23 protein-coding genes and 6 tRNA genes are annotated in these 25,411 nt (G+C 51.2%); 25 read left to right on the top strand and 4 right to left on the bottom strand.

Annotated features, from left to right (window positions below; genetic code table 11):
• Positions 1-232: 232 nt before the first annotated feature.
• The 6 genes from AB1E22_RS15525 to AB1E22_RS15500 all read left to right on the top strand — a co-directional run bounded on the left by AB1E22_RS15525 (position 233) and on the right by AB1E22_RS15500 (position 822).
• A tRNA-Met gene (locus AB1E22_RS15525) sits at positions 233-309 on the top strand.
• A 17-nt stretch (positions 310-326) separates the two neighbouring features.
• Positions 327-411 (top strand) — tRNA-Leu (locus tag AB1E22_RS15520).
• 19 nt (positions 412-430) lie between these two features.
• A tRNA-Gln gene (locus AB1E22_RS15515) sits at positions 431-505 on the top strand.
• 54 nt (positions 506-559) lie between these two features.
• Positions 560-634 (top strand) — tRNA-Gln (locus tag AB1E22_RS15510).
• Positions 635-664: 30 nt separating this feature from the next.
• Positions 665-741: transfer RNA gene (locus AB1E22_RS15505), tRNA-Met, on the top strand.
• 6 nt (positions 742-747) lie between these two features.
• Positions 748-822, top strand: a tRNA-Gln gene (locus AB1E22_RS15500).
• 100 nt (positions 823-922) lie between these two features.
• Here AB1E22_RS15500 and ubiF read toward each other — a convergent pair.
• Positions 923-2,098, bottom strand: a complete 1,176-nt coding sequence (gene ubiF / locus AB1E22_RS15495; RefSeq protein ID WP_367596127.1) for a 3-demethoxyubiquinol 3-hydroxylase — start codon at positions 2,096-2,098, stop codon at positions 923-925.
• 135 nt (positions 2,099-2,233) lie between these two features.
• On the opposite strand from ubiF, the gene miaB reads away from it, so the two are divergent.
• From miaB to AB1E22_RS15450, 9 genes are all read left to right on the top strand, one after another.
• Positions 2,234-3,661: a tRNA (N6-isopentenyl adenosine(37)-C2)-methylthiotransferase MiaB gene (miaB, locus tag AB1E22_RS15490; RefSeq protein WP_367596126.1), complete on the top strand. Its 1,428-nt coding sequence runs from the start codon at positions 2,234-2,236 to the stop codon at positions 3,659-3,661.
• A gap of 231 nt (positions 3,662-3,892) precedes the next feature.
• Entirely contained in the window at positions 3,893-4,954 is a 1,062-nt protein-coding gene (locus tag AB1E22_RS15485; RefSeq protein WP_367596125.1) for a PhoH family protein, read from the top strand.
• A complete protein-coding gene (ybeY, locus tag AB1E22_RS15480) occupies positions 4,951-5,418 on the top strand; it encodes an rRNA maturation RNase YbeY (protein WP_367596124.1) in 468 nt (155 codons plus the stop codon). Before AB1E22_RS15485 ends, ybeY begins: the two co-directional genes overlap by 4 nt.
• A 101-nt stretch (positions 5,419-5,519) precedes the next feature.
• Positions 5,520-6,398 (top strand): CNNM family magnesium/cobalt transport protein CorC, encoded by an 879-nt coding sequence (corC, locus tag AB1E22_RS15475; RefSeq protein WP_034494022.1) that lies wholly within the window; start codon positions 5,520-5,522, stop codon positions 6,396-6,398.
• 7 nt (positions 6,399-6,405) lie between these two features.
• Complete coding sequence (gene lnt, locus AB1E22_RS15470; RefSeq protein ID WP_367596123.1) at positions 6,406-7,947, top strand: apolipoprotein N-acyltransferase; 1,542 nt, start codon at positions 6,406-6,408, stop codon at positions 7,945-7,947.
• Positions 7,948-8,313: 366 nt separating this feature from the next.
• Positions 8,314-9,231, top strand: a complete 918-nt coding sequence (locus AB1E22_RS15465) for an amino acid ABC transporter substrate-binding protein (RefSeq protein WP_367596122.1) — start codon at positions 8,314-8,316, stop codon at positions 9,229-9,231.
• Between the two features lie 200 nt (positions 9,232-9,431).
• A complete protein-coding gene (gene gltJ, locus AB1E22_RS15460; protein WP_367596121.1) occupies positions 9,432-10,172 on the top strand; it encodes a glutamate/aspartate ABC transporter permease GltJ in 741 nt (246 codons plus the stop codon).
• Positions 10,172-10,846 carry a glutamate/aspartate ABC transporter permease GltK gene (gene gltK / locus AB1E22_RS15455; protein ID WP_367596120.1) on the top strand — a complete coding sequence of 225 codons (675 nt, stop codon included), beginning with the start codon at positions 10,172-10,174 and terminating at the stop codon, positions 10,844-10,846. The genes gltJ and gltK overlap by 1 nt, the downstream gene beginning before the upstream one ends.
• Positions 10,846-11,571 carry an amino acid ABC transporter ATP-binding protein gene (locus tag AB1E22_RS15450; protein WP_367596119.1) on the top strand — a complete coding sequence of 242 codons (726 nt, stop codon included), beginning with the start codon at positions 10,846-10,848 and terminating at the stop codon, positions 11,569-11,571. Before gltK ends, AB1E22_RS15450 begins: the two co-directional genes overlap by 1 nt.
• Positions 11,572-11,627: 56 nt before the next feature.
• On the opposite strand, the gene dctP is transcribed toward AB1E22_RS15450, so the two are convergent.
• On the bottom strand, positions 11,628-12,674 hold the full coding sequence (dctP, locus tag AB1E22_RS15445; protein ID WP_367596118.1) for a TRAP transporter substrate-binding protein DctP: 1,047 nt from the start codon (positions 12,672-12,674) through the stop codon (positions 11,628-11,630).
• Positions 12,675-12,701: 27 nt separating this feature from the next.
• The gene (locus AB1E22_RS15440) at positions 12,702-13,184 is read right to left on the bottom strand and encodes a zinc ribbon-containing protein (protein WP_367596117.1); all 483 of its coding nucleotides are present in this window, start codon (positions 13,182-13,184) and stop codon (positions 12,702-12,704) included.
• A gap of 251 nt (positions 13,185-13,435) precedes the next feature.
• Between AB1E22_RS15440 and leuS the strand changes: the two genes are divergently transcribed.
• From leuS to nadD, 4 genes are read left to right on the top strand one after another with little or no spacing between them, the layout of a single operon-like run.
• On the top strand, positions 13,436-16,018 hold the full coding sequence (leuS, locus tag AB1E22_RS15435; RefSeq protein ID WP_367596116.1) for a leucine--tRNA ligase: 2,583 nt from the start codon (positions 13,436-13,438) through the stop codon (positions 16,016-16,018).
• Positions 16,019-16,032: 14 nt separating this feature from the next.
• Positions 16,033-16,647, top strand: a complete 615-nt coding sequence (lptE, locus tag AB1E22_RS15430) for an LPS assembly lipoprotein LptE (protein ID WP_367596115.1) — start codon at positions 16,033-16,035, stop codon at positions 16,645-16,647.
• Positions 16,644-17,675 (top strand): DNA polymerase III subunit delta, encoded by a 1,032-nt coding sequence (gene holA / locus AB1E22_RS15425; RefSeq protein WP_367596114.1) that lies wholly within the window; start codon positions 16,644-16,646, stop codon positions 17,673-17,675. The genes lptE and holA overlap by 4 nt, the downstream gene beginning before the upstream one ends.
• Entirely contained in the window at positions 17,668-18,321 is a 654-nt protein-coding gene (nadD, locus tag AB1E22_RS15420; RefSeq protein WP_367596113.1) for a nicotinate-nucleotide adenylyltransferase, read from the top strand. The genes holA and nadD overlap by 8 nt, the downstream gene beginning before the upstream one ends.
• Here the strand turns inward: nadD and cobD are convergent.
• A complete protein-coding gene (cobD, locus tag AB1E22_RS15415) occupies positions 18,293-19,387 on the bottom strand; it encodes a threonine-phosphate decarboxylase CobD (RefSeq protein WP_367596112.1) in 1,095 nt (364 codons plus the stop codon). The genes nadD and cobD overlap by 29 nt on opposite strands.
• Positions 19,388-19,471: 84 nt before the next feature.
• Between cobD and AB1E22_RS15410 the strand changes: the two genes are divergently transcribed.
• The 6 genes from AB1E22_RS15410 (at position 19,472) to rlpA (ending at position 25,337) form a co-directional block, all read left to right on the top strand.
• On the top strand, positions 19,472-20,083 hold the full coding sequence (locus AB1E22_RS15410) for an adenosylcobalamin/alpha-ribazole phosphatase (protein ID WP_367596111.1): 612 nt from the start codon (positions 19,472-19,474) through the stop codon (positions 20,081-20,083).
• Positions 20,084-20,336: 253 nt separating this feature from the next.
• The gene (gene rsfS / locus AB1E22_RS15405; RefSeq protein WP_367596110.1) at positions 20,337-20,654 is read left to right on the top strand and encodes a ribosome silencing factor; all 318 of its coding nucleotides are present in this window, start codon (positions 20,337-20,339) and stop codon (positions 20,652-20,654) included.
• Between the two features lie 3 nt (positions 20,655-20,657).
• Positions 20,658-21,128, top strand: a complete 471-nt coding sequence (rlmH, locus tag AB1E22_RS15400; RefSeq protein WP_034456714.1) for a 23S rRNA (pseudouridine(1915)-N(3))-methyltransferase RlmH — start codon at positions 20,658-20,660, stop codon at positions 21,126-21,128.
• 27 nt (positions 21,129-21,155) lie between these two features.
• On the top strand, positions 21,156-23,057 hold the full coding sequence (mrdA, locus tag AB1E22_RS15395; protein ID WP_367596109.1) for a peptidoglycan DD-transpeptidase MrdA: 1,902 nt from the start codon (positions 21,156-21,158) through the stop codon (positions 23,055-23,057).
• Between the two features lie 2 nt (positions 23,058-23,059).
• Entirely contained in the window at positions 23,060-24,172 is a 1,113-nt protein-coding gene (gene mrdB / locus AB1E22_RS15390; RefSeq protein WP_367596108.1) for a peptidoglycan glycosyltransferase MrdB, read from the top strand.
• 16 nt (positions 24,173-24,188) lie between these two features.
• Positions 24,189-25,337, top strand: coding sequence for an endolytic peptidoglycan transglycosylase RlpA (gene rlpA / locus AB1E22_RS15385; protein ID WP_367596107.1), 1,149 nt, complete (start codon positions 24,189-24,191; stop codon positions 25,335-25,337).
• The last annotated feature ends 74 nt before the right edge of the window (positions 25,338-25,411 follow it).

Genomic DNA, 25,411 nt, shown 5'->3' with positions numbered 1-25,411 from the left:
ACGGGCCTACGGGCCCGTTTTTATTTCTGCATGAATCCCTACCTCAATTCGGGATTTTTCACCCAATAAAACCACGAAATAACCGATAATTGACGAATATTGCATCAAGCTGTTCGTAAGCTGGTCAAACAGACAATTTCAGCCACTTTTCGGGAAAAAATTTGTTGACGCTAGAAGTCCAACTACGCATAATGCGCCCCGCAACGCCGATAAGGTGACGCGAAAAAAAGAAGGCTACTTAGCTCAGCTGGTTAGAGCACATCACTCATAATGATGGGGTCACAGGTTCGATTCCCGTAGTAGCCACCATAATTCTTTTTTTAAGCGCGGGAGTGGCGAAATTGGTAGACGCACCAGATTTAGGTTCTGGCGCCGCAAGGTGTGCGAGTTCAAGTCTCGCCTCCCGCACCATTTTATAGCGTTGCACGGATGGGGTATCGCCAAGCGGTAAGGCACCGGTTTTTGATACCGGCATTCCCTGGTTCGAATCCAGGTACCCCAGCCACTTTTTTGACATAACAGTTTTTGACATAGCATATTAGTTTTGTGCACCCAAAGTTGGGGTATCGCCAAGCGGTAAGGCACCGGTTTTTGATACCGGCATTCCCTGGTTCGAATCCAGGTACCCCAGCCAGTCAAAAAAGAGTTTTGAGAATTACAATTTGGCTACTTAGCTCAGCTGGTTAGAGCACATCACTCATAATGATGGGGTCACAGGTTCGATTCCCGTAGTAGCCACCATATTTTTGGGGTATCGCCAAGCGGTAAGGCTCTGGTTTCTGATACCAGCATTCCGAGGTTCGAATCCTCGTACCCCAGCCAAAAATGAAAAGCTCGCTTCGGCGAGCTTTTTGCTTTTCTGCATCTGGCAACCAGGTCGGATGTCGCTTACGCTAATCCGACCTACAAAATCATTAACGAATCATAATCCTAACGCATACTTCAGCGCCTGACGTTTCAATACGCCACCGCGTTCAGCCGCCATCAGTCCTAAATTACGCATCACCCGCAGCGGCCCCAAACTGTTACTAAAACCAGCATAGAAAAGATCCATTCCACTTTGCATCAGGAAATTGTCCGCCTGCCTGCGCGTCTGATAGCGCTTCAGGACGCGAGCATCTGCCCAATTTTCGCCGTAGCTACGTGCATTAATCATCACATCCATCAATGCTTCTACATCTCGATACCCTAAATTCACACCCTGCCCGGCCAATGGATGAATGGTATGCGCGGCATCGCCGATTAAAGCCAGTCCTTGCTGTGTATAGTGCAATGCATGGCGACGCGTCAGAGGGAAAGCGCCGCTGGCAACGGGTGTGACTTTGCCTAAGCGCTCAGGGAAGCTCGCTTGTATCGCCTTTTGCAATTGTGGCATCGGCATATTTTGCAACTGCCGAATACGCGCAGGTGAGTCGTACCACACCAGCGAAGCCCAGTTATCAAAAAGCGGTAAAAATGCATGCGGCCCATTCGGAGTGAAATGCTGCCAGGTGCTATTCCCTGGCGCTTGATCGCACCTCACGGTGATAAGCATGCAGGACTGACGATATTCCCAGGCATGAATCCCAATTCCAGCCCAACGGCGAACCTGAGAATTCGCACCGTCCGCGCCGATGACCATCGGAACCGTTAAAGTTTGATCATCCGCAAAATGTAACGTCCACTGCCCTGCCTCACCGTGCATGCGGATAATCTCCGCCGGACACAGCAGCGTAACGTTAGAATGCGCTTCCAGGGCCTGCCATAACGCCAGTTGCAACACCTGATTTTCAACCATATAGCCAAGCTCTGGCAGACCTAGTTCATCTGCCTTAAAACTCACGTGGGCGCTTTCCCACTCCCAGGTTTCGAGCTGGCGGTAAGCATGGCTGCGCATAGAGCGAATAGCGCTCCACACCCCGAGGGATTTCAGCAAACCAACGGACGCCGAGCTAATAGCCGAAATACGCACGTCGGGCTGGCTTGCGGCATCAAATGCGGCGGGAGCTTGATGCTCGATCACCGCAACACGAAAACCATTTTGCGCAAGACCGAGAGCGGCAGCCGCACCGACCATGCCTCCGCCGACGACCACAACATCAATTGACTGATTCAGCATGATGATTTTGTCCTTAAATTGTCTATCCTGATTCTACCGGATTTTTACCCAGGTTTCGTAGGCTGGTCACAACAACGCCAAAGCATTACAATACGCCGCCTGAATTCCTGGCTTTAACTGAGCAATGGCAAGTCGATGACCAAAAAACTCCATATAAAAACCTGGGGCTGTCAGATGAACGAATACGATTCATCGAAGATGGCCGATCTGCTGAACAGCACACATGGCTATACCCTTACGGATAACCCAAAAGAAGCGGATGTGTTGCTGCTTAACACCTGCTCCATCCGTGAAAAAGCCCAGGAAAAAGTATTCCATCTGCTAGGCCGCTGGAAACTTTTAAAGCGTAAAAACCCCGATGTGATTATCGGCGTTGGCGGCTGCGTTGCTTCCCAGGAAGGCAAGATGATTCGCAGCCGTGCGCATTATGTTGATATTGTTTTCGGCCCGCAGACCCTGCACCGTTTGCCTGAAATGATCAACAAAGTGCGCGGTAACCGCAGCCCAATCGTGGACGTCAGTTTCCCTGAAATCGAAAAGTTTGACCGTCTGCCAGAACCCAAAGCCGACGGCCCAACCGCTTTCGTTTCTATTATGGAAGGCTGTAATAAGTATTGTACTTACTGCGTGGTGCCTTACACCCGTGGTGAAGAAGTGAGCCGCCCTTGCGATGATGTGCTGTTTGAAATTGCACAGCTCGCCGCCCAGGGCGTGCGGGAAGTGAACCTGCTCGGCCAGAACGTGAATGCTTATCGTGGCCCGTCTTTCGACGGTGGCATCTGTTCTTTTGCTGAATTACTGCGCCTGGTTGCCGCAATCGACGGTATAGACCGCATTCGCTTCACCACCAGCCATCCGATTGAATTTACTGATGATATCATCGATGTTTATCGCGATACGCCAGAACTGGTGAGCTTCCTGCACCTGCCAATTCAGTGTGGTTCTGACCGCATTTTGAATTTGATGGGTCGGACGCATACCGCGCTTGAATATAAATCGATTATTCGCAAACTGCGTGCGGTACGCCCTGAGATTCAGATTAGCTCTGACTTTATTGTTGGTTTCCCTGGTGAAACCCAGCAAGATTTCGAGCAAACCATGAAAGTGATTGGGGATGTGAACTTTGACGTGAGCTACAGCTTCGTCTTCTCCGCACGTCCTGGAACGCCTGCCGCCGATATGGTTGATGACGTTCCTGAAAGCGAGAAATTGCAGCGGCTCTATATTTTGCAAGAGCGCATCAACCAACAGGCAATGGAGTATAGCCGCAAGATGGTCGGCACAACCCAGCGCGTTCTGGTGGAAGGTACCTCACGCAGAAACGTTATGGAGCTAACCGGGCGTTCCGAAAATAACCGTGGGGTAAACTTCGAAGGCACCCCGGATATGATCGGTAAGTTTGTTGATGTCGAGATCACGGAAGTTGCAACGAACAACTCTCTGCGCGGCAAAGTTGTCCGTACTGAAGACGAAATGGGGCTGCGCATTGCACAATCTCCAGAATCCGTAATTGCCCGTACGCGCAAAGAGAATGAACTCGGCGTAGGGATTTATCAGCCATAATTCCGCTCTGTTTTGCCTGTCGGCTCGCTAACACTGTGAGACGACAGGCATTTTCATCGTTTGCACTTGCTTTCTGAATCAGCCACCCAAATATCAAAAACCAGGCTTGCGCCATCAGCCGTCGCCGTAAATAATCTTTTTTATGGCCTGCACTTTTTATGACTTGCAATAACTTGCAAGAAATAGTGCAGCAATACCTTCTACTGGCCCTGTGCGACCCCGAGGATAAGTTTGAATATCGAAACACGTGAAATTACGCTAGAACCCGCAGACAATGCGCGTCTGCTAAGCCTGTGTGGCCCATTTGATGACAACATCAAGCAGCTTGAACGTCGGCTGGGTATCGAGATCAACCGTCGTGACTACAACTTCAAGCTCACGGGCCGCCCGATTCTGGTAAATGCCGCCGCAGATATTCTGCGCAATTTATATGTCGATACCGCGCCATTACGCGGTGAAATTCAGGACATCACGCCGGAGCAAATCCATCTCGCAATTAAAGAAATTCGCGTGCTGGAACAGTCTGCGGAAAGCGTTCCTGAGTACGGCAAAGCGGTGAACATCAAAACCAAGCGGGGCGTTATCAAGCCGCGTACGCCAAACCAGGCGCAATACATCGCCAATATTCTCGATCACGACATCACCTTCGGCGTTGGCCCTGCGGGTACCGGTAAAACGTATCTCGCGGTTGCGGCGGCAGTTGATGCGCTGGAGCGCCAGGATATTCGTCGCATTCTGCTGACGCGTCCGGCGGTTGAAGCGGGCGAAAAGCTCGGCTTCCTGCCGGGTGACCTGAGCCAAAAAGTCGACCCGTACTTGCGTCCACTTTATGACGCGTTATTTGAAATGCTCGGCTTTGAGCGCGTGGAAAAGCTGATGGAGCGCAACGTTATTGAAGTTGCCCCGCTGGCGTATATGCGTGGCCGTACGCTTAATGACGCGTTCATTATTCTGGATGAAAGCCAGAACACCACCATCGAACAGATGAAGATGTTCCTGACGCGTATTGGCTTCAATTCAAAAGCAGTAATTACCGGCGACGTCACGCAAATTGACCTGCCGCGTAATATGAAATCTGGCCTGCGCCACGCGATTGACGTGCTGGCGGAAGTCGATGAAATCAGTTTTAACTTCCTTAATAGCGAAGACGTCGTTCGCCACCCGGTTGTGGCACGCATTGTGAATGCCTATGAAGCGTGGGAAAACGCAGAACAGGTTCGTAAAGATGAACTCGCGGCAGAACGCAAGCGAGAGGCGATGGCTATCAATGCCGCCGCTCAGGAGAGTAAATGAGTCAGGTAATACTGGATTTACAGGTCGCATGTGAAGAGACTAGCGGCTTGCCAACGGAAGTACAATTTCAGACATGGCTTGATGCGGTCATTCCACAATTTCAGGAAGAGTCAGAAGTCACGATTCGCCTGGTGGACGACGCAGAGAGCCACGATCTGAACCTTACCTACCGTGGGAAAGATAAATCCACCAATGTGCTTTCGTTTCCGTTTGAAGCGCCTCCGGGCATCGAACTGCCGCTGTTAGGCGACCTGATTATTTGCCGTCAGGTGGTGGAGCAAGAAGCAAAAGAACAGCAAAAACCGCTGGATGCGCATTGGGCGCATATGGTCATCCACGGCAGCCTGCATCTGCTTGGCTACGATCACATTGAAGATGAAGAAGCCGAAGAGATGGAATCCCTGGAAACAGAGATAATGCTTGCTCTTGGGTATGCTGATCCGTACATTGCCGAGAAAGAATAGTCTGCGTAGGGTTTAATCCTGCGAAGCACATACCTGCAGGCAGCGCACCATCGAGCTGCCTGTTTATCAGTAACGAACATGAGGTAATAAAACCTAACGCCATGAGCGACGACAACTCACAAAACAGTGACACGCCTGCCAGTAAGAAGGGATTCTTTTCCCTGATTCTCAACCAGCTATTCCACGGTGAACCTAAAAACCGTGACGATCTGCTGACACTGATCCGTGATTCTGAGCAAAACGATCTGATCGATCAGGATACCCGCGACATGCTTGAAGGCGTCATGGATATCGCCGACCAACGCGTTCGCGACATCATGATCCCTCGTTCACAAATGGTAACGCTCAAGCACAACCAGACGCTGGATGAATGCCTCGATGTCATCATCGAATCCGCACACTCCCGCTTCCCGGTGATCAGTGAAGACAAAGATCATATCGAAGGGATTCTGATGGCCAAAGATCTGCTGCCGTTTATGCGCAGCGATACTGAACCATTTAGCATGGAAAAAGTGTTACGACAGGCCGTCGTTGTGCCAGAAAGTAAGCGTGTTGACCGCATGCTTAAAGAGTTTCGTCAGCAACGCTACCACATGGCGATTGTGATTGATGAGTTTGGCGGCGTTTCCGGGCTTGTCACCATCGAAGATATTCTCGAACTGATTGTTGGGGAAATTGAAGATGAGTACGACGACGAAGAAGATGGCGATTTCCGCCAGTTAAGCCGTCATACTTGGACGGTTCGCGCGTTAGCCTCAATCGAAGATTTTAACGACACCTTTGCTACCCATTTCAACGATGACGAAGTGGATACCATTGGTGGATTAGTCATGCAGGCCTTTGGCCACCTACCTGCCCGCGGCGAAACTATTGAAATTGATGGTTATCAGTTCAAAGTCGCGATGGCTGATAGCCGCCGTGTGATTCAGGTTCATGTCAGAATTCCGGACGACTCGCCACAACCGAAACTGGAAGATTAATTCAAAGATGGCTATAGCTCGACTCCTTCAACGCCAGCGTGTGCGTCTGCTGCTGGCGCTGCTTTTTGGTGCCTGCGGAACGCTGGCTTTCTCCCCTTACGATTTCTGGCCTGCTGCGATTATCTCTTTAGCGGGTCTTCAGGGGCTGACACTTAATCGCCGCGCTATTCAGAGTGCCTGGATTGGTTTCTTCTGGGGGCTCGGGCTATTCGGCTCCGGCATTAACTGGGTCTATGTCAGTATCGCGCAGTTTGGCGGGATGCCCGGCCCGGTAAACGTCTTTTTGGTGGTGTTGCTGGCCGCGTATCTTTCTTTATATACCGGTTTGTTCGGCGGTTTTCTCAGCAAGCTATGGCCAAAAACGACCTGGTGGCGCGTGGCGATTGCCGCCCCGATGCTCTGGCAGCTCACCGAGTTCTTACGCGGCTGGGTACTCACCGGCTTCCCGTGGCTACAGTTTGGTTATAGCCAAATCGATGGCCCGCTAAAGGGCATTGCCCCGATTCTCGGCGTTGAAAGCGTCACCTTCCTGCTGATGATCATCAGTGGCCTGTTGGTGTTCGCGCTACACGAACGTAACTGGCGACCGGCTGTAATTGCTGCTGCCCTGCTGGTTCTGCCGTGGCCATTGCGTTCCATTCAGTGGTATCAGCCTCAGGCTGAAAGAACCATTGATGTGGCGATGGTTCAGGGGGACATTCCGCAATCCCTGAAATGGGATGAGAATCAGTTGCTGAATACGCTAAAGATTTATCTGGATAAAACTCAGCCGCAGATGGGAAAATCCCAACTGATTATCTGGCCTGAGTCCGCTATTCCAGATCTTGAAATTAACCAGCAAAGTTTCCTTACCATGATGGACGACCTGCTGCGTTCCAAACACAGCTCTCTGATTACCGGTATTGTTGATGCACGGCTTAATAAACAGAACCGCTACGATACCTACAACACCATCATCACGTTGGGTGAAGACAATCAGTACAACTACAACAGCACCGATCGTTACAACAAGAATCACCTGGTGCCGTTTGGTGAATTTGTACCGCTGGAGTCTATTCTGCGCCCGCTCGCGCCGTTCTTCGATTTGCCAATGTCCTCATTCAGCCGTGGCACATACCTCCAGCCACAACTCGAATCGAACGGCATTAAGCTGACAGCAGCTATCTGCTATGAAATTATTTTAGGCGAGCAAGTCCGCGATAACTTCCGCCCGGATACCGACTTCCTGCTAACCATTTCAAACGATGCCTGGTTCGGTAAGTCGATTGGTCCGTGGCAGCATTTCCAGATGGCGCGCATGCGTTCGCTGGAACTGGGGCGCCCGCTTTTACGCAGCACCAATAACGGCATCACCGCCGTGATTAATGCGAATGGGGATGTGGACGCGATGATTCCACAATTTACCCGCCAGGTTCTGGAAGCTAAAGTCACACCAACACGTGGCATCACCCCCTATGCCCACTTCGGGAATTGGCCGCTGTGGATTGCCACCTTGATATTTGGTTTCGCCTCAGTGCTGCTGGCTCTGCGTACACGCCGCAAACTATAACTCCGCATTACCCCAAAAATGGTCAGCTAACGCTGGCCTTTTTTATTTCTGGCATAACCTTTGCAAATAAATACTTATCAGAAGCCTACAAAATGCTATGTCAGTCTCTGCGGGCAGTACGAAGCATTGAGCTGCACCAAACAATGACATTACGCGCACCAGAGTAGTGCAACGTAATATTTTTGCCTTTAAACGGTGCGGCACGCTTCGCAAAAATAAACATCTGAATAGCAAATTATTTACATTAAGCTAGGTTAAATGCTAACAAATAGGCAAAGATTCACTCTGATTTAGTCATACACAACAACAAAACAACACTCACAACGGGTATCAGTGCCACATGGCACGAAGATAAAGGAGTTGGTCATGCAATTACGTAAACTAGCCTCAGCTTTGCTGGTTATCGGAATGGGTGCCGGAATCGCGCACGCAGAAGACGCCAAACCGGCAAACAATGCGCAGCAAAGCACGCTGGACAAAATCGCTGCTAACGGCGTTATTGTTGTCGGTCACCGTGAGTCTTCCGTGCCTTTCTCTTATTACGATAACCAACAGAAAGTGGTCGGCTATTCTCAGGATTACTCCAACGCCATCGTTGAAGCTGTTAAGAAGAAACTCAACAAGCCTGACCTGCACGTTAAATTAATCCCGATTACTTCTCAGAACCGTATTCCATTGCTGCAAAACGGTACTTTCGATTTTGAGTGTGGTTCCACCACCAATAACCTCGAGCGCCAGAAACAAGCGGCATTCTCCGACACTATTTTCGTCGTCGGTACTCGTTTGCTGGTGAAGAAAGGCGGCCCAATCAAAGATTTCGCCGATCTGAAAGGCAAAGCCGTGGTGGTGACCTCCGGTACGACTTCTGAAGTTCTGCTCAACAAGCTGAACGAAGAGAAGAAAATGGATATGCGCATTATCAGCGCCAAAGACCACGGTGACTCTTTCCGTACTCTGGAAAGTGGCCGCGCCGTTGCCTTTATGATGGATGATGCCCTGCTGGCAGGCGAACGTGCGAAAGCGAAGAAACAGGATAACTGGGAAATCGTTGGCACGCCGCAATCTCACGAAGCGTACGGCTGTATGCTACGTAAAGACGATGCAGACTTCAAAAAGCTGATGGATGACACCATCGCTCAGGCACAGACCTCAGGCGAAGCCGCTAAATGGTTTGAAAAGTGGTTCAAAAACCCAATCCCACCAAAAAATATCAACATGAACTTTGAACTGTCCGAAGACATGAAGGCGCTGTTCAAAGCACCAAACGATAAGGCACTAAACTAACTAGAACAGGGGCCGGGATGACCCAGCCCTCCCGATTGACGAACTGAAGCTCGGACAGACTATGCGTCGGATGGTCGTTCCCCATCCGGCGTGAAAGTACCCAAAAATTTCAGGCAACGATCTGAAATACGGGTGCAAGCTTCTCATCAATCTTCGAGGGTAGCGCTACTGCTACCCTCAATTTTTTCTCGGAGTACGTTATGTCTATAGACTGGAACTGGGGAATATTTCTACAGCCCGCCCCGTTCGGCAACACCACCTATTTGGGCTGGATTTGGAATGGCTTCCAGGTCACCGTCGCCCTGTCCATCTGTGCATGGATAATCGCTTTCCTCGTCGGCTCTCTGTTCGGTATCTTGCGTACTGTGCCTAACCGCTTCCTTTCAGGAATCGGTACGCTTTATGTCGAACTTTTCCGTAACGTGCCGCTTATCGTGCAGTTCTTTACCTGGTACTTAGTGGTGCCGGAATTGCTGCCCGAAAATCTCGGCATGTGGTTTAAGTCTGAGCTTGACCCGAATATTCAATTCTTCCTGTCATCAATGATTTGTCTCGGCTTGTTTACCGCCGCTCGCGTTTGTGAGCAGGTTCGAGCGGCGATTCAATCGTTGCCTCGCGGGCAGAAAAACGCGGCTCTGGCAATGGGTCTTACGCTTCCACAAGCCTACCGCTATGTACTGCTGCCTAATGCCTATCGCGTTATCGTGCCGCCAATGACCTCTGAAATGATGAACCTGGTGAAGAACTCCGCCATCGCATCAACGATTGGTCTGGTCGATATGGCCGCGCAGGCGGGTAAACTGCTGGATTATTCTGCGCACGCCTACGAATCCTTCACCGCGATTACGCTTGCCTATGTGTTAATTAACGCCGTGATTATGCTGGTGATGTATGTGGTTGAGCGCAAAGTTCGCCTGCCAGGCAATATGGGAGGCAAATAATGTACGAGTTTGACTGGAGTTCCATTCTCCCCGCCATGCCTTACCTGATGCAGGGCTTGATTATCACCCTGAAAATCACCGTAACGGCAGTTATCTTCGGCATCGTGTGGGGAACATTGTTGGCGGTTATGCGCCTGTCGCCAATCAAGCCGATCGCCTGGTTTGCCAGCGCTTACGTCAACGTTTTCCGTTCAATCCCGCTCGTTATGGTGCTGCTGTGGTTCTACCTGGTAGTGCCTGGTATTTTGCAAAAAGTACTCGGCCTTTCGCCGCAAACGGACATTCGCCTGATCTCCGCGATGGTGGCGTTCTCGATGTTTGAAGCAGCCTACTACTCAGAGATTATCCGAGCCGGTATCCAGAGCGTTTCACGCGGGCAATCAAACGCGGCGCTCGCCCTGGGCATGACGCACTGGCAGTCGATGAAATTAATCATTTTGCCACAGGCATTCCGCGCCATGGTTCCCCTGCTGCTCACCCAAGGGATTGTATTGTTCCAGGATACCTCCCTGGTCTATGTACTGAGCCTGGCTGACTTCTTCCGTACCGCATCCACCATTGGTGAACGTGACGGAACCCAGGTTGAGATGATCCTGTTTGCTGGTTTTGTGTACTTCATCATTAGTCTTAGCGCCTCGCTGTTGGTCAGCTACTTGAAGAAAAGGACAGTGTAATGATTTCCCTGAAAAATGTTTCTAAATGGTATGGTCACTTTCAGGTGCTAACCGACTGCTCAACCGAAGTGAAAAAAGGCGAAGTGGTGGTGGTTTGTGGGCCATCCGGCTCCGGTAAATCAACGCTGATTAAAACCGTAAATGGTCTTGAGCCGGTGCAAAAAGGCGAAATTGTTGTTAACGGCACGCAGGTGAACGACAAGAAAACCAATCTGGCTGAACTACGTTCGCACGTCGGCATGGTGTTCCAGCATTTTGAACTTTTCCCGCATTTGTCGATTATTGAAAACCTGACGCTTGCTCAAGTGAAAGTCCTGAAACGCAACAAGGAAGAGTCACGTAAAAAAGGGCTTAAATTGCTTGAGCGAGTTGGGTTAACAGCGCATGCGGATAAGTTCCCGGCACAGCTTTCCGGCGGCCAACAGCAACGTGTGGCGATTGCCCGTGCGCTCTGCATGGATCCAGTTGCGATGCTGTTTGACGAACCAACATCAGCACTTGATCCAGAGATGATCAACGAAGTGCTGGACGTTATGGTTGAACTGGCGCATGAAGGGATGACCATGATGGTGGTGACGCATGAAATGGGCTTTGCCCGCAAAGTAGCGAACCGCGTGATCTTTATGGATGAAGGGAAGATTGTCGAAGACTCGAATAAAGAGGATTTCTTCAATAACCCGCAGTCCGAACGCGCGAAAGACTTCCTGGCAAAAATCCTGCATTAATTTAGAGTGACAACCCGCGCAGTCCCTGTTCAACACAGTGATTGCGCGGCAAATTTCTACTGCATTGCCTCTTTTTGCAGTGCAGTGATTTTCATAAGCGTTGGGCCAGCCTCTTTCACGCCCTTACCCTCTTGCTCCTTGACCCACTTTTCCTGCACCTGCTGATAGTTTACGGATGCTTCCCAGCGCGCGACTTCACCGGCGTTCAGCGTGCGGACATGCGCGCCATTCTTTCGCAGCGCTTCCACCATTGCATTAAAGCTGCTGTCCATAACTGAACCCTGGGTTTGATAAGCAATTTCTGCTGCACGCTTAATGGCTTCTTTATCTTTGCCGGCAAGTCTATCCCAGTTGTTTTTGTTCATCACCACCGGGTAAACATGCCCCAACCATAGATCTTTGGAGATCAACACATTGGGTGCAGTTTTATGGACGTTAAGATCATAACCGCTGTCGACATTGACCATTAACCCATCCAGCGTTCCCGCTTTCAGAGCATCATAAATTCCTGCGCCCCACGGCATGGAGACAGGTATCGCCCCGCTGTTTTTCAGGAAATCCTGATGCCAGAAGCTCGCAGAACGCCACTTTGTTCCTTTAATCTCTTCGAGCTTATTCAAAGGTTTGGTGCTGAAAAATGCGACCGGATATCCCGTTGCGAGGAAGATATTCACCACATTTTGCTGAGCGAATTCATTCTGCAACGCAGGGATAGTGGCGTAAGCCTTGCGGAAAAACGCGACTTGTTTATCCCCGGTTTGCCCGACAGGGAAACTTTTGAAAATTTGCTGTAAGGGGAACTCTTTCGGTGTGTATTCAGGCACTGCGGTGGTCATGTCGGCAATTTTGCCTTCTTTAACTACGCCGAGCGCGTCATAGCTCCGCGCCAGTTCACTGTTCCAGTGCGCTTCAACTTTCAGGCGACCATGAGATTGTTTCTCTATTTCGGCAAAGAAAACGTCCTGAATGAAGCGAGTACGCATCCCGCCCAGCGGTTCATGATCGGTATATTTCAGTATTTGTGCTGCCGATACCGTTGCGGGTATCAGCAGCGCTGAGAGAACGACAGCCAGCATGTTTCTGGCCAAAGACTTTTTGGGCATCGCGGTTCCTTCGCAGTATTATGAATTTTAAGGCTCAAATGGCCGACGGCTGAATTGGTTATGCCCACACTTAGGACAAACGGGCAGCGCATCCGGGGTGTAAATCGCCAGGTGGAAATGACAGTTCTCACAAACCAAATTCCCAAGCCCCACCACTTCACCGCTGTGATAAACACCGTGGTGGTTGAGATCCTGAAAAACTTCCCGCCATTCAAGCTGAGTTTTATCGGTGATATCCACCAGTTCTTGCCAGATACTCTCTTTAATGACGCGCATGAAAACGCTGTCGGTAAATTCATCCTGGCTTTCGTTGTAACTGCGTGCAAACTCTTCCAAATCTCGACGGACTGCACGCGTCACTTCGTCAACTTCGGTACGAGTAAGTTCCCCGGTTTCGTTCATGCGTTTGCGCGCACTGGCGACCAGTTCATCTATATCTCGCTCTCCATTGCGTAACCGCTCGGTGAGAGAGGCCACCAGTTCACGGTAAAATTGAGCAACCTTGTTCATCGTCTGCCTGTCTCCTTGAAGCGATTCCTGCATTCACTGTTATCTAACCTACTCTAATAGTAGACCTTAATCGGCTATCGCTTTGTTAGATTGCCCAAAGTCCAGGTAAATAACTGCAAACGAGAAATGGGCACTCGGACTTTCGAAAGGCTGTTTTGCCGCAGCCTAATCGGCTATGCTATGCCGATCTGAAATTAATACGTTAAAGCTACAACCTGTAGCTGTCTTTCATCACAGGACCACTGGCTGCCATGCAAGAGCAATATCGCCCGGAAGAGATAGAATCCAACGTACAGCTTCACTGGCAAGAGAAGCGTACTTTTGAAGTTACCGAAGACGAAGGCAAAGAGAAGTATTACTGCCTCTCGATGCTCCCCTATCCTTCTGGCCGACTACACATGGGCCACGTTCGTAACTACACCATCGGTGACGTTATCGCACGCTACCAGCGTATGCTGGGCAAAAACGTTCTTCAGCCAATCGGCTGGGATGCGTTTGGCCTGCCTGCGGAAGGGGCTGCGGTAAAAAATAACACCGCACCGGCACCGTGGACTTACGACAATATCAATTACATGAAAAACCAGCTCAAAACGCTGGGCTTTGGTTATGACTGGAGCCGCGAGCTGGCGACCTGTACCCCGGAATATTATCGTTGGGAGCAGCAGTTCTTTACTCAGTTGTATAACAAAGGGCTGGTTTACAAAAAAACCTCCGCGGTTAACTGGTGCCCGAATGACCTGACTGTTCTGGCAAACGAGCAGGTTATCGACGGTTGCTGCTGGCGTTGCGACTCTAAAGTTGAGCGCAAAGAGATCCCACAGTGGTTCATTAAAATCACCGCTTACGCTGACGAACTGTTAAACGATCTGGATACGCTGGACCATTGGCCTGATCAGGTCAAAACCATGCAGCGTAACTGGATTGGCCGCTCCGAAGGCGTTGAAATCACTTTCGACGTTGAAAACAGCGCTGAGAAGCTGACCGTTTACACCACGCGCCCGGACACCTTTATGGGTGTGACCTATCTGGCCGTAGCAGCGGGTCATCCAATCGCCCAACAAGCGGCGTTGAACAACCCTGAACTGGCTGAATTCGTCGAAGAGTGCCGTAACACCAAAGTTGCCGAAGCAGAAATGGCAACCATGGAGAAAAAAGGCGTTGCGACTGGCGTTAATGCCATTCATCCACTGACAGGCGAAAGCGTGCCGGTATGGGTCGCAAACTTTGTACTGATGGAATACGGCACCGGCGCAGTGATGGCTGTTCCTGGCCACGACCAGCGCGACTGGGAATTTGCCACCAAATACGGTTTGCAAATCAAACCGGTGATTCTTAATGCCGATGGCAACGAGCCAGACCTGTCTGCATCAGCCATGACCGAAAAAGGCGTGCTGTTTAACTCCGGCGAATTTGACGGTCTGGATTACCAGGCGGGCTTTAACGCTATCGCAGATAAACTCACGGCGAAAGGCGTGGGTGAGCGCAAAGTAAACTACCGTCTGCGCGATTGGGGTGTTTCCCGTCAGCGTTACTGGGGCGCACCAATTCCAATGGTGACGCTGGAAGACGGCACTGTTATGCCTACACCTGAAGACCAACTCCCGGTTATTCTGCCGGAAGATGTGGTCATGGACGGCATTACCAGCCCAATCAAAGCCGATCCTGAGTGGGCTAAAACCACCGTTGATGGCAAACCTGCGCTGCGTGAAACTGACACCTTTGACACCTTCATGGAATCTTCCTGGTACTACGCGCGCTACACCTGCCCGCAGTACGATAAAGGCATGCTCGATTCCAAAGCAGCGAACTACTGGCTGCCGGTTGATATCTACATTGGTGGTATTGAACACGCCATCATGCACCTGCTCTACTTCCGCTTCTTCCACAAACTGATGCGCGATGCGGGTATGGTGACTTCCAACGAGCCAGCCAAACAACTGCTGTGTCAGGGTATGGTTCTGGCTGACGCCTTCTACTACACCGGCGTTAACGGTGAGCGTAACTGGGTTTCCCCGGTTGATGCGATTGTAGAGCGTGATGAGAAAGGCCGTATTATCAAAGCCTCTGACGCACAGGGCCACGAACTGGTCTATGCTGGCATGAGCAAAATGTCGAAGTCGAAAAACAACGGCATCGACCCACAAGTGATGGTTGAACGCTACGGCGCGGACACCGTTCGCTTGTTTATGATGTTTGCTTCCCCTGCGGATATGACGCTGGAATGGCAGGAATCAGGTGTTGAAGGGGCGAACCGCTTCCTGAAACGCGTCTGGAGACTGGCATACGAGCACACCAGCCGTGGTGCTGCACCGGCTCTGGATATCGCCGCACTGAGCGAAGATCAAAAAGCATTACGCCGTGATGTTCACAAAACTATCGCAAAAGTAACCGATGATATTGGTCGTCGTCAGACCTTTAACACCGCTATCGCTGCCATCATGGAATTGATGAACAAACTGGCAAAAGCACCGCAGGAAGCTGAGCAAGACCGCGCGCTGCTGAACGAAGCACTGCTGGCAGTTGTACGTATGCTTTATCCGTTCACCCCGCACGTTTGCTTCGATATGTGGCAATCTCTGGGCGGTGAAGGCGATATTGACAACGCACCGTGGCCGCAGGCTGATGAAAGCGCAATGGTTGAAGACTCGCTGCTGGTTGTGGTGCAGGTGAACGGTAAAGTTCGCGGTAAAATCACAGTCCCTGCTGATGCCACACAAGAACAAGTGCAGGAACGCGCAGGTCAGGAACATCTGGTTGCGAAATATCTTGAGGGTGTGACCGTACGTAAAGTGATTTACGTACCGGGCAAACTGCTCAATCTGGTTGTGGGCTAAGCGCAGGAGGAACCGTGCGACATCCCTTTGTCAGTTTATTAGTTACTTTGGCGGTGCTTGTCACCGCTGGCTGTGGTTTTCACCTGCGTGGCAACACGCAGGTTCCGGATCAAATGAAAACAATGATCCTGAATTCCGGCGATCCTAACGGCCCACTGGCACGTGAGGTGCGCTCTCAGTTACGTCTGAATGGCGTTACGCTTGTGGACGACACGGGGACAGGTGTACGTAAGGATATTCCTTCTCTGCGCTTACTGGGCAGCTCAATCGGCCAGGATACCGCATCCATCTTCCAGGATGGGCGTACTGCTGAGTATCAAATGGTTATGACCGCCTCAGCACAAGTGCTGATTCCGGGCCATGATATCTACCCAATCAGTGCCAAAGTGTACAAATCATTCTTTGATAATCCACTGGCGGCTCTGCAAAAAGATGCCGAGCAAGATTTGCTGATCAAAGAGATGTACACCAATGTGGCGCAGCAGCTTATTCGTAAGCTGATGACGGTGCATGTGGCGGACGTAGCTGAAACCGAAGAAGCCGAAACACCGGTGAAAAGCACGCCGAAGCCTGCGACCTCAACCGGCCGTACGTCAACGACGATTCCGGCTGTATCTGGTAGCAAATGATTCGGTTGTACCCTGAACAACTCCGCGCGCAGCTCAACGAAGGGCTGCGCGCGGCGTATCTGCTGCTCGGTAACGATCCGCTCTTACTTCAGGAAAGCCAGGATGCTATTCGTCAGACGGCGGGCACCCAAGGCTTCGATGAACATCACACCGTTCAGATTGACACCAGTACCGACTGGCAAGATCTGTTCTCTATTTGCAAGGCGTTAAGCCTGTTCGCCAGCCGTCAGACTCTTCTGCTTTTGCTGCCAGAAAATGGGCCGAACGCCGCCATTAATGCGCAACTTGAAACGCTGGTGTCGCTGCTGCATGACGATATTCTGCTGCTGGTACGCGGCAACAAATTGACTAAAGCGCAGGAGAACGCCGCGTGGCTGAATCAACTTGCCGATCGCTGCGTGATTGTGACGTGCCAGACGCCGGAACAGGCTCAATTGCCGCGCTGGGTTGCTCAGCGTGCAAAGCAGATGAACCTGACGCTGGATGATGCCGCCAACCAATTGCTCTGTTATTGCTATGAAGGCAACCTGCTGGCGCTGTCTCAAGCGCTTGAAAGGCTGTCACTGATTTGGCCTGACGGCACACTGACGCTGCCGCGCGTCGAGCAAGCGGTCAATGACGCGGCCCATTTCACGCCCTTCCATTGGGTTGATGCGATTCTTGCCGGGAAGAGCAAACGCGCGCTGCATATTCTTCAGCAGCTCAGGCTTGAAGCCAGTGAGCCGGTTATCTTGCTACGCACGCTTCAGCGTGAATTACTGCAACTGGTCAATCTCAAACGTCAGTCGGCAAGCACTCCGCTTCGCACGTTGTTTGATCAACAGCGTGTCTGGCAAAACCGCCGTGCGCTCGTGACGGAAGCACTCAATCGCTTATCAGCGGAGCAGCTTTATCAGGCGGTTCGTTTGTTAAGCCAAATTGAGCTGACGCTGAAACAAGATTACGGGCAATCGGTCTGGGCGGATCTTGAAGGGCTGTCACTACTGCTGTGCCATAAAGCGTTACCGGACATTTTCATTAATGGCTAACAGCACACCGCGTTTATCTGCCCTGTATGGCGGGACATTCGATCCCATCCACTACGGGCATTTAAAACCGGTCGAAGCGCTGGCAAAACAGGTGAGGCTGCATCAGGTCACCATCATGCCGAACAATGTCCCTCCCCATCGTCCTCAGCCTTTGGCAAGTAGCCAGCAACGCAAAAAGATGGTGGAGCTTGCCATTGCCGGAAACCCACTTTTCCGCCTGGATGACCGCGAATTACAGCGCGAAACGCCTTCGTACACGGTAGAAACTCTCGAACAACTGCGTGCAGAAATTGGCGCTGAACAGCCGCTGGCGTTTATTGTGGGGCAAGATTCTTTACTGAGTCTGCAGCGCTGGCACCGTTGGGAAACCCTGCTGACGCTCTGCCATCTGTTAGTTTGCCAGCGCCCCGGGTATTCTCTGTCAATGAATACGTCCGAAGAACAGCGCTGGCTAGATGCGCATCAAACTTCCTCGGTGGAAGCCCTTCATGCGCAGCCTGCGGGTAAAATTTACCTCGCCCAGACGCCGATGTATGATATTTCAGCCACCACGATTCGCCAGCGTTTAGAGCAGCATCTGGCATGCGATGATTTGCTTCCCCCCGCCGTCGCAGAGTTTATTCGCCAGCACCATCTTTATGGCTAAGCACCTGCCGCAACGCTTCCAGTAATTTGTCATTATCTGCCGGGCTTTTAATTGCCACGCGATAATAACGCACGTCAAGCCCTGGATAATTTGCGCAGTGGCGAATCAAGATATTCTTTTCGAGCAGCGCCCGCTGCAAATCGACACCTTCAATATCACAGCGTAAGAAAATATAGTTCGCTCTGGGCGGCCAAACCGTAATACCCGGTAGCGCATTCAGCGCATTAAACAAACGAGGTTGTTCATTACTGAGCCAGTGATGACTCGCTTCTATATAAGTGCTGTCGTTGAGAATTACTTCGCCTGCCAGGGCGGCAAAGGCATTAATTGTCCAGGGCTCTCTTTGCTCACGAATACGCCCGACGGTCACGGTATCGGCGCTGACTAAATAACCCAGGCGTAAACCGGCTATGGCAAAAAATTTGGTGAGCGAACGTAAAACATAAAGCCTTGGGAAATTCGATAAATGGGGAATTAACCCTGGTTCATCCGGAATGAAATCAAGAAAGGCTTCATCAACGATCAACGCAATATTGTTTTCACGACAGCGCTGCGCAACGGCGAGCAGTAACGATCTGTCCAGCAACAGGCCTGTTGGGTTATTTGGCGTACATAAAAACAGGCAATCCAGATCGGAGGATAATGCCGAAAGTAAGGACGCCTCAGGTTGCCAGCCCTGCTCTTCTGAAAGGTGAAAATCCGTTATCTCACATCCCACACGCGCAAGAGCACGGCGGTACTCCGCAAATCCCGGCGTCAACAATAAGGCTTTGCGAGGAGAAAGCTGCTGCACCAGGTTAAATATCAGCTCCGTTTCGCCATTTCCTGCCAGAACCCATTCCTGCGGAATTTTATGATGATTTGCCAGCGCCTGATGTAACGCTCGATATTCCACATCAGGGTAGCGTTCAGCCAGCACCAGATTTTCAGTAATTGCTCGCTTTAAAGAATCTGGCATGCCTAGCGGATTTATGTTCGCGCTAAAGTCGATCAAGGTATTCGCATCCACACCCATTACGGCTGCGGCTTCAATAATATTGCCACCGTGTTGACTACTGAACGCCATACTTCCCCCATAAAACAGACCTCGAATCGTGAAGCGCAATGATACACTTATGCCCTTGCCAGCCAACGTATGCGCGAGGTTTAAATGAAATTATGGTTAGTGCGCCATGGGCAAACCCAGGCAAATGTAGAGGGTTTATACAGCGGAATTTCCGAAACGCCATTAACGGAACTTGGCGTTGCTCAGGCGCAAGCCGTAGGTCGCATGTTGGATAACGTTACTTTCGAAAAGGTACTGTGCAGCGGGCTTGGCCGGGCGCAGCACACCACCGAATTAATTCTCCAACAGCGAAAAATACCGGTTATCACCGAGCAGCTTCTCAATGAGATGAATTTTGGTGACTGGGAGATGCGCCACCATCGCGATTTACAGCGCCTTGATAGCGCAAATTATGCCGCCTGGTGTAATGACTGGCAGAACGTAGTGCCGAACAATGGAGAAGGATTTCAGCTTTTCTCCCGGCGCATCAGCACTTTTGCGAAGTCCTTATCTTCAATGCAGGGAAGCGAGAATATTCTGATTGTGAGTCATCAAGGGGTACTCAGTCTACTTATTGCAACGCTACTCAATATGCCTCCGGCGTCGCTGTGGCATTTTGTGATTGAACAAGGCGCATGGAGCTCAATTGAGATTCGCGACGACTTCACCACGCTAAGAACCCTTAATAATCGCGCTGTTTATCACCCATTATCATGACTTGTCGGTATTACAGTTATCGTCAACCATTGACACTACAGTCCAGGCTGTTATGCTCCGCTGCCATAATTTCCTGCCCGCAAGCATGACTTTCCAAAATAGTTTTACAAAAATGGCGATGCAAACCAGGCTACTCGGTGGGATGATACCCCGCTTTGAGCGCCGCATTGCTGACTCGTCAGTAAGACTTCCCCATCCAATGGGTTAAATGCGGGCGACATCGAACACACTCTACTTTTCCCAGGGGGAACACTTGCAGGGTAAAGAATTCCAAGATTTCATCGTCGATAAAATTGACGACCTCAAAGGCCAGGACATCATTGCTCTGGATGTTCAGGGTAAATCAAGCATCACTGATTGCATGATTATCTGTACCGGTACTTCCAACCGTCACGTTATGTCTATTGCAGAACACGTCGTTGAATCATCCCGTAAAGCAGGCGTAGATGCACTGGGTGTTAAAGGCGTAAACGCAACTGACTGGGTAGTTGTTGACCTTGGCGAAGTTATCGTCCACGTCATGCAAGAAGAAAGCCGCCAGTTGTACGAACTGGAAAAACTCTGGGGTTAATGCGTGAAGCTGCAATTAGTCGCAGTTGGCACAAAAATGCCTGACTGGGTACAAACCGGCTTCACCGAGTACCTGCGTCGTTTTCCAAAAGATATGCCATTTGAACTGGTAGAGATTCCCGCAGGAAAACGCAGCAAAAATGCTGATATCAAACGTATTCTTGAAAAAGAAGGCGAGATGATGTTGGCAGCCGCCGGCAAGGGCAACCGAATTGTCACGCTGGATATCCCGGGGCAACCATGGGATACGCCGCACCTTGCCGTGCAGCTCGAACGCTGGAAACAGGATGGTCGTGACGTTAGCTTGCTGATTGGCGGGCCGGAAGGGCTTGCCCCGGCGTGTAAAGCTGCCGCAGAACAGAGCTGGTCGCTTTCCAATTTGACGATGCCGCATCCTTTAGTGCGGGTGTTGGTCGCTGAAAGCCTGTACCGCGCGTGGAGCATTACGACCAACCATCCTTATCACCGTGAGTAAATATCGTCAGGTAGAACAAAGCTGCGGATGAAATTACAGAATTCTTTTCGTGACTATACCGCTGAGTCTGCGCTTTTTGTGCGCCGGGCGCTGGTCGCGTTTCTCGGTATTTTGGTGCTAAGCGGTGTGCTTATCGCCAACCTTTATAATTTGCAGATCGTCCGTTTCACCGACTACCAAACCCGTTCGAATGAAAACCGTATAAAATTGGTTCCAATCCCACCTAGTCGCGGGATTATCTACGATCGCAACGGCACCCCGCTGGCACTCAACCGCACCATTTATCAGGTAGAAATGATGCCAGAAAAAGTGGATGACGTGCAGGCGACGCTTGAAGCATTACGCTCGGTGGTGGATTTAACTGACGACGATATTGCTAATTTTAAGAAAGAACGTGCCCGCTCGCATCGCTTTACCTCTATTCCGGTTAAAACCAATCTGACCGAAGTGCAGGTTGCACGTTTTGCCGTAAACCAGTACCGCTTTCCGGGCGTGGAAGTGAAGGGCTATAAACGCCGCTTCTATCCTTATGGTTCAGCCCTGACACACGTCATTGGCTACGTATCTAAAATCAACGATAAAGACGTTGAACGCCTCGATAAAGACGGCAAGCTTGCAAACTACGCCTCAACCCATGACATCGGTAAGCTCGGTATTGAGCGTTACTACGAAGATGTCCTGCATGGCCAAACCGGCTATGAAGAAGTTGAAGTGAACAACCGCGGTCGCGTTATTCGTCAGCTCAAAGAAGTGCCGCCGCAAGCCGGGCACGATATCTATCTGACTATCGACCTGAAACTCCAGAATTATATTGAGACGTTACTTGCGGGAAGCCGTGCAGCAGTGGTAGTTACCGACCCGCGCACCGGCGGTATTCTGGCGTTAGTTTCCATGCCAAGTTACAACCCTAACCTGTTTGTAGACGGCATCTCGACTAAAGACTATTCGGGTTTACTCAATGACCCGAATACGCCGCTAATCAACCGTGCAACGCAGGGGGTTTACCCGCCAGCATCGACGGTGAAACCTTACATGGCAGTCTCCGCGTTAAGCGCCGGCGTCATTACTCGCAATACTTCGCTATTTGACCCAGGCTGGTGGCAGTTACCCGGCTCTGAAAAACGTTATCGCGACTGGAAAAAATGGGGCCACGGCCGCCTGAATGTCACCAAAGCGCTGGAAGAATCTGCAGATACCTATTTCTATCAGGTCGCCTATGACATGGGTATCGACCGCATGGGCGAGTGGATGCGCAAATTTGGCTACGGGCACTTTACGGGTATCGATCTTTCCGAGGAGAGAGCCGGTAACATGCCAACGCGCGAATGGAAACTGAAACGCTTTAAAAAGCCATGGTATCAGGGCGACACCATTCCGGTCGGTATCGGCCAGGGTTACTGGACCGCAACACCGATTCAAATGAGTAAAGCGATGATGATCCTGATTAACGATGGCATCGTTCGCGTTCCACATTTCCTGATGAGTACGGTTGAGAACGGGAAGCAAGTTCCCTGGCAGCAGCCCGTGCAGCCGCCGGTTGGCGATATTCACTCCGGCTTCTGGGAAATTGCTAAAGACGGAATGTATGGCGTGGCAAACCGCCCTAACGGAACGGCGCATAAGTATTTTGCTAACGCACCCTACAAAATCGCCGCAAAATCAGGGACGGCGCAGGTATTTGGCCTGAAAGCCAATGAAACCTATAACGCCCATAAAATTGCTGAACGTTTACGTGACCATAAATTAATGACCGCGTTTGCTCCTTACGATAATCCACAGGTTTCCGTCACCATGATTCTGGAAAACGGCGGCGCAGGCCCCGCTGTAGGCACCATCATGCGCCAGATCCTCGACCATATTATGCTCGGGGATAACAATACGGTACTGCCTACTGAAGTACCCGCGTCACCAGGGGCTGAGGACCAATGACCATGACTGATAATCCAAACAAGAAGTCGTTCTGGGATAAAATCCATATCGACCCGATCTTCCTTTTGACCATTCTGGCGCTGCTAATCTTTAGTGCGCTGGTTATCTGGAGCGCCAGTGGCCAGGATATGGACATGATGGAGCGTAAGATTGGCCAAATCTTAATGGGCCTGGTAGTGATGATCGTGATGGCACAGATCCCCCCGCGAGTGTATGAAGGCTGGGCGCCGTATCTGTATATCGTCTGTATTATCTTGCTGGTCGCGGTGGATGCATTTGGAGCGATCTCCAAAGGGGCCCAGCGCTGGTTGGATCTGGGGATCGTGCGATTCCAGCCATCAGAAATAGCCAAAATTGCCGTGCCGCTAATGGTTGCGCGTTTTATCAACCGCGATGTCTGCCCCCCGACGCTAAAAAATACCGGTATCGCACTGGTGCTTATTTTCATGCCGACGCTGCTGGTTGCCGCGCAGCCCGATCTTGGTACCTCAATTCTTATTGCTGCATCCGGACTGTTCGTCCTGTTCCTGTCTGGTATGAGCTGGAAACTGATTGGCGTTGCAGTCCTGTTGGTCGCCGCCTTCATTCCGATCCTTTGGTTCTTCCTGATGCATGATTATCAGCGTGCACGCGTAATGATGCTGCTTGATCCTGAAAGTGACCCACTCGGCGCGGGCTATCATATTATTCAGTCTAAAATTGCTATTGGTTCCGGCGGATTACGCGGCAAAGGCTGGTTACACGGAACACAGTCGCAGCTTGAATTTTTACCTGAACGTCATACTGACTTTATCTTCGCAGTACTTGCCGAAGAGTTAGGCCTGGTGGGGGTTCTGGTGCTGCTGGCGCTCTATTTGTTGCTCATTATGCGCGGCCTTATCATTGCGGCTCGCGCGCAAACCACATTTGGCCGAGTAATGGCCGGTGGGCTAATGTTAATTTTATTCGTATATGTGTTTGTTAACATTGGCATGGTTAGTGGTATCTTACCGGTGGTCGGCGTACCTTTGCCGCTGGTGAGTTACGGGGGCTCGGCCCTGATCGTTCTGATGGCCGGGTTTGGTATCGTAATGTCGATCCATACCCACCGAAAAATGTTATCAAAAAGCGTGTAAGTGGATGAGGTGCGTAATGGTTAAGCGTTGGCTTGGGATCTGTGTCGTTGCTGCAATACTGGCTGGCTGCTCGTCTGATGACGGCGACCAACAACAGGTAAGCCAGCAACCGCAACCGGCGGTGTGTAATGGCCCGATGGTTGAAATAAGCGGCGCCGACCCGCGCTTCGAACCGTTAAATCCTTCGGTAAATCAGGATTACGAAAACAACGGTAAGCGCTACAAAATCGTGCAGAACCCGGCTAACTTTAGCCAGGCTGGTCTTGCCGCCATTTATGACGCAGAACCAGGCAGCAATCTGACGGCATCCGGCGAAGCGTTCGACCCGTCTGCACTGACCGCAGCACACCCAACGCTGCCGATTCCAAGCTATGCACGTATTACTAACCTCGCCAATGGCCGCATGGTGGTGGTGCGTATTAACGACCGTGGCCCATACGGCAATGACCGTGTGATTTCATTATCTCGTGCCGCAGCCGATCGTTTGAACACGTCCAACAATACTAAAGTGCGTATCGACCCTATTCTGGTAGCCCAGGACGGCACGATGTCAGGCCCTGGCACCGCATGTACCACTATCGCCAAACAAACCTACGCCCTGCCCGCTCGCCCTGACTTAAACGGTGGGATGGGGAGCGCCTCTTCCGGTATGCCAGTGGCAGCACCTGAAGGCGATGTGCGCGCAATCAGTAATTCAACCCTGCAAAGTGAAGACACAACCGGTGCCCCAGTTAAAAGCAGTGGCTTCCTGGGCGCAGCAACACCGCTTGCCCCTGGCGTAATCGAAAGTGACCAACCAGAAGTGGCGGCCACACCGGCTGTATCTGCAGCACCTGTTCAAACCGCAGCGCCGGTGCAACAAACCGCCCCCGTCACCGCCCCGGGTTCAGTTCAGGGTAGCGTACAAAGCGCCGCGCCCGTCGCCGCCGCATCAGGCCGTTATGTAGTTCAAGTGGGTGCCGTAAGCGATCAGGCTCGCGCCGCACAGTGGCAGCAGAAACTGAGTCAGCAATTTGGCGTACCGGGCCAGGTTTCCAGCAATGGCGCCATGTTCCGTGTGCAGCTTGGGCCTTTCGGTAGCAGAGGCGAAGCAAGCGCCCTGCAACAACGCCTGATGAGCGAAGCCCAACAGCAATCTTTCATCACTAACGCACCCGCTATGTAAGTGGTTGTGTCTGGCATCCGTCCTGCGTCAATTAATGTAAATTCCATTAACAAATGATGCGCAAAGACGGATGC

Origin of the sequence: Buttiauxella gaviniae (genome assembly GCF_040786275.1) — a bacterium.
Taxonomy (GTDB): Bacteria; Pseudomonadota; Gammaproteobacteria; order Enterobacterales; family Enterobacteriaceae; genus Buttiauxella; species Buttiauxella gaviniae_A.
Note: the sequence above shows the minus strand (reverse complement) of the source record. Positions and strands in the feature narration are given on the sequence as shown.

Excerpts from the sequence above, each read along its gene's own strand:
- ubiF (WP_367596127.1), bottom strand. The coding sequence starts at position 2,098 with ATGCTGAATCAGTCAATTGATGTTGTGGTCGTCGGCGGAGGCATGGTC.
- miaB (WP_367596126.1), top strand. The coding sequence starts at position 2,234 with ATGACCAAAAAACTCCATATAAAAACCTGGGGCTGTCAGATGAACGAA.
- ybeY (WP_367596124.1), top strand. The coding sequence starts at position 4,951 with ATGAGTCAGGTAATACTGGATTTACAGGTCGCATGTGAAGAGACTAGC.
- corC (WP_034494022.1), top strand. The coding sequence starts at position 5,520 with ATGAGCGACGACAACTCACAAAACAGTGACACGCCTGCCAGTAAGAAG.
- lnt (WP_367596123.1), top strand. The coding sequence starts at position 6,406 with ATGGCTATAGCTCGACTCCTTCAACGCCAGCGTGTGCGTCTGCTGCTG.
- AB1E22_RS15465 (WP_367596122.1), top strand. The coding sequence starts at position 8,314 with ATGCAATTACGTAAACTAGCCTCAGCTTTGCTGGTTATCGGAATGGGT.
- gltJ (WP_367596121.1), top strand. The coding sequence starts at position 9,432 with ATGTCTATAGACTGGAACTGGGGAATATTTCTACAGCCCGCCCCGTTC.
- gltK (WP_367596120.1), top strand. The coding sequence starts at position 10,172 with ATGTACGAGTTTGACTGGAGTTCCATTCTCCCCGCCATGCCTTACCTG.
- AB1E22_RS15450 (WP_367596119.1), top strand. The coding sequence starts at position 10,846 with ATGATTTCCCTGAAAAATGTTTCTAAATGGTATGGTCACTTTCAGGTG.
- dctP (WP_367596118.1), bottom strand. The coding sequence starts at position 12,674 with ATGCCCAAAAAGTCTTTGGCCAGAAACATGCTGGCTGTCGTTCTCTCA.
- AB1E22_RS15440 (WP_367596117.1), bottom strand. The coding sequence starts at position 13,184 with ATGAACAAGGTTGCTCAATTTTACCGTGAACTGGTGGCCTCTCTCACC.
- leuS (WP_367596116.1), top strand. The coding sequence starts at position 13,436 with ATGCAAGAGCAATATCGCCCGGAAGAGATAGAATCCAACGTACAGCTT.
- holA (WP_367596114.1), top strand. The coding sequence starts at position 16,644 with ATGATTCGGTTGTACCCTGAACAACTCCGCGCGCAGCTCAACGAAGGG.
- nadD (WP_367596113.1), top strand. The coding sequence starts at position 17,668 with ATGGCTAACAGCACACCGCGTTTATCTGCCCTGTATGGCGGGACATTC.
- cobD (WP_367596112.1), bottom strand. The coding sequence starts at position 19,387 with ATGGCGTTCAGTAGTCAACACGGTGGCAATATTATTGAAGCCGCAGCC.
- AB1E22_RS15410 (WP_367596111.1), top strand. The coding sequence starts at position 19,472 with ATGAAATTATGGTTAGTGCGCCATGGGCAAACCCAGGCAAATGTAGAG.
- mrdA (WP_367596109.1), top strand. The coding sequence starts at position 21,156 with ATGAAATTACAGAATTCTTTTCGTGACTATACCGCTGAGTCTGCGCTT.
- mrdB (WP_367596108.1), top strand. The coding sequence starts at position 23,060 with ATGACTGATAATCCAAACAAGAAGTCGTTCTGGGATAAAATCCATATC.
- rlpA (WP_367596107.1), top strand. The coding sequence starts at position 24,189 with ATGGTTAAGCGTTGGCTTGGGATCTGTGTCGTTGCTGCAATACTGGCT.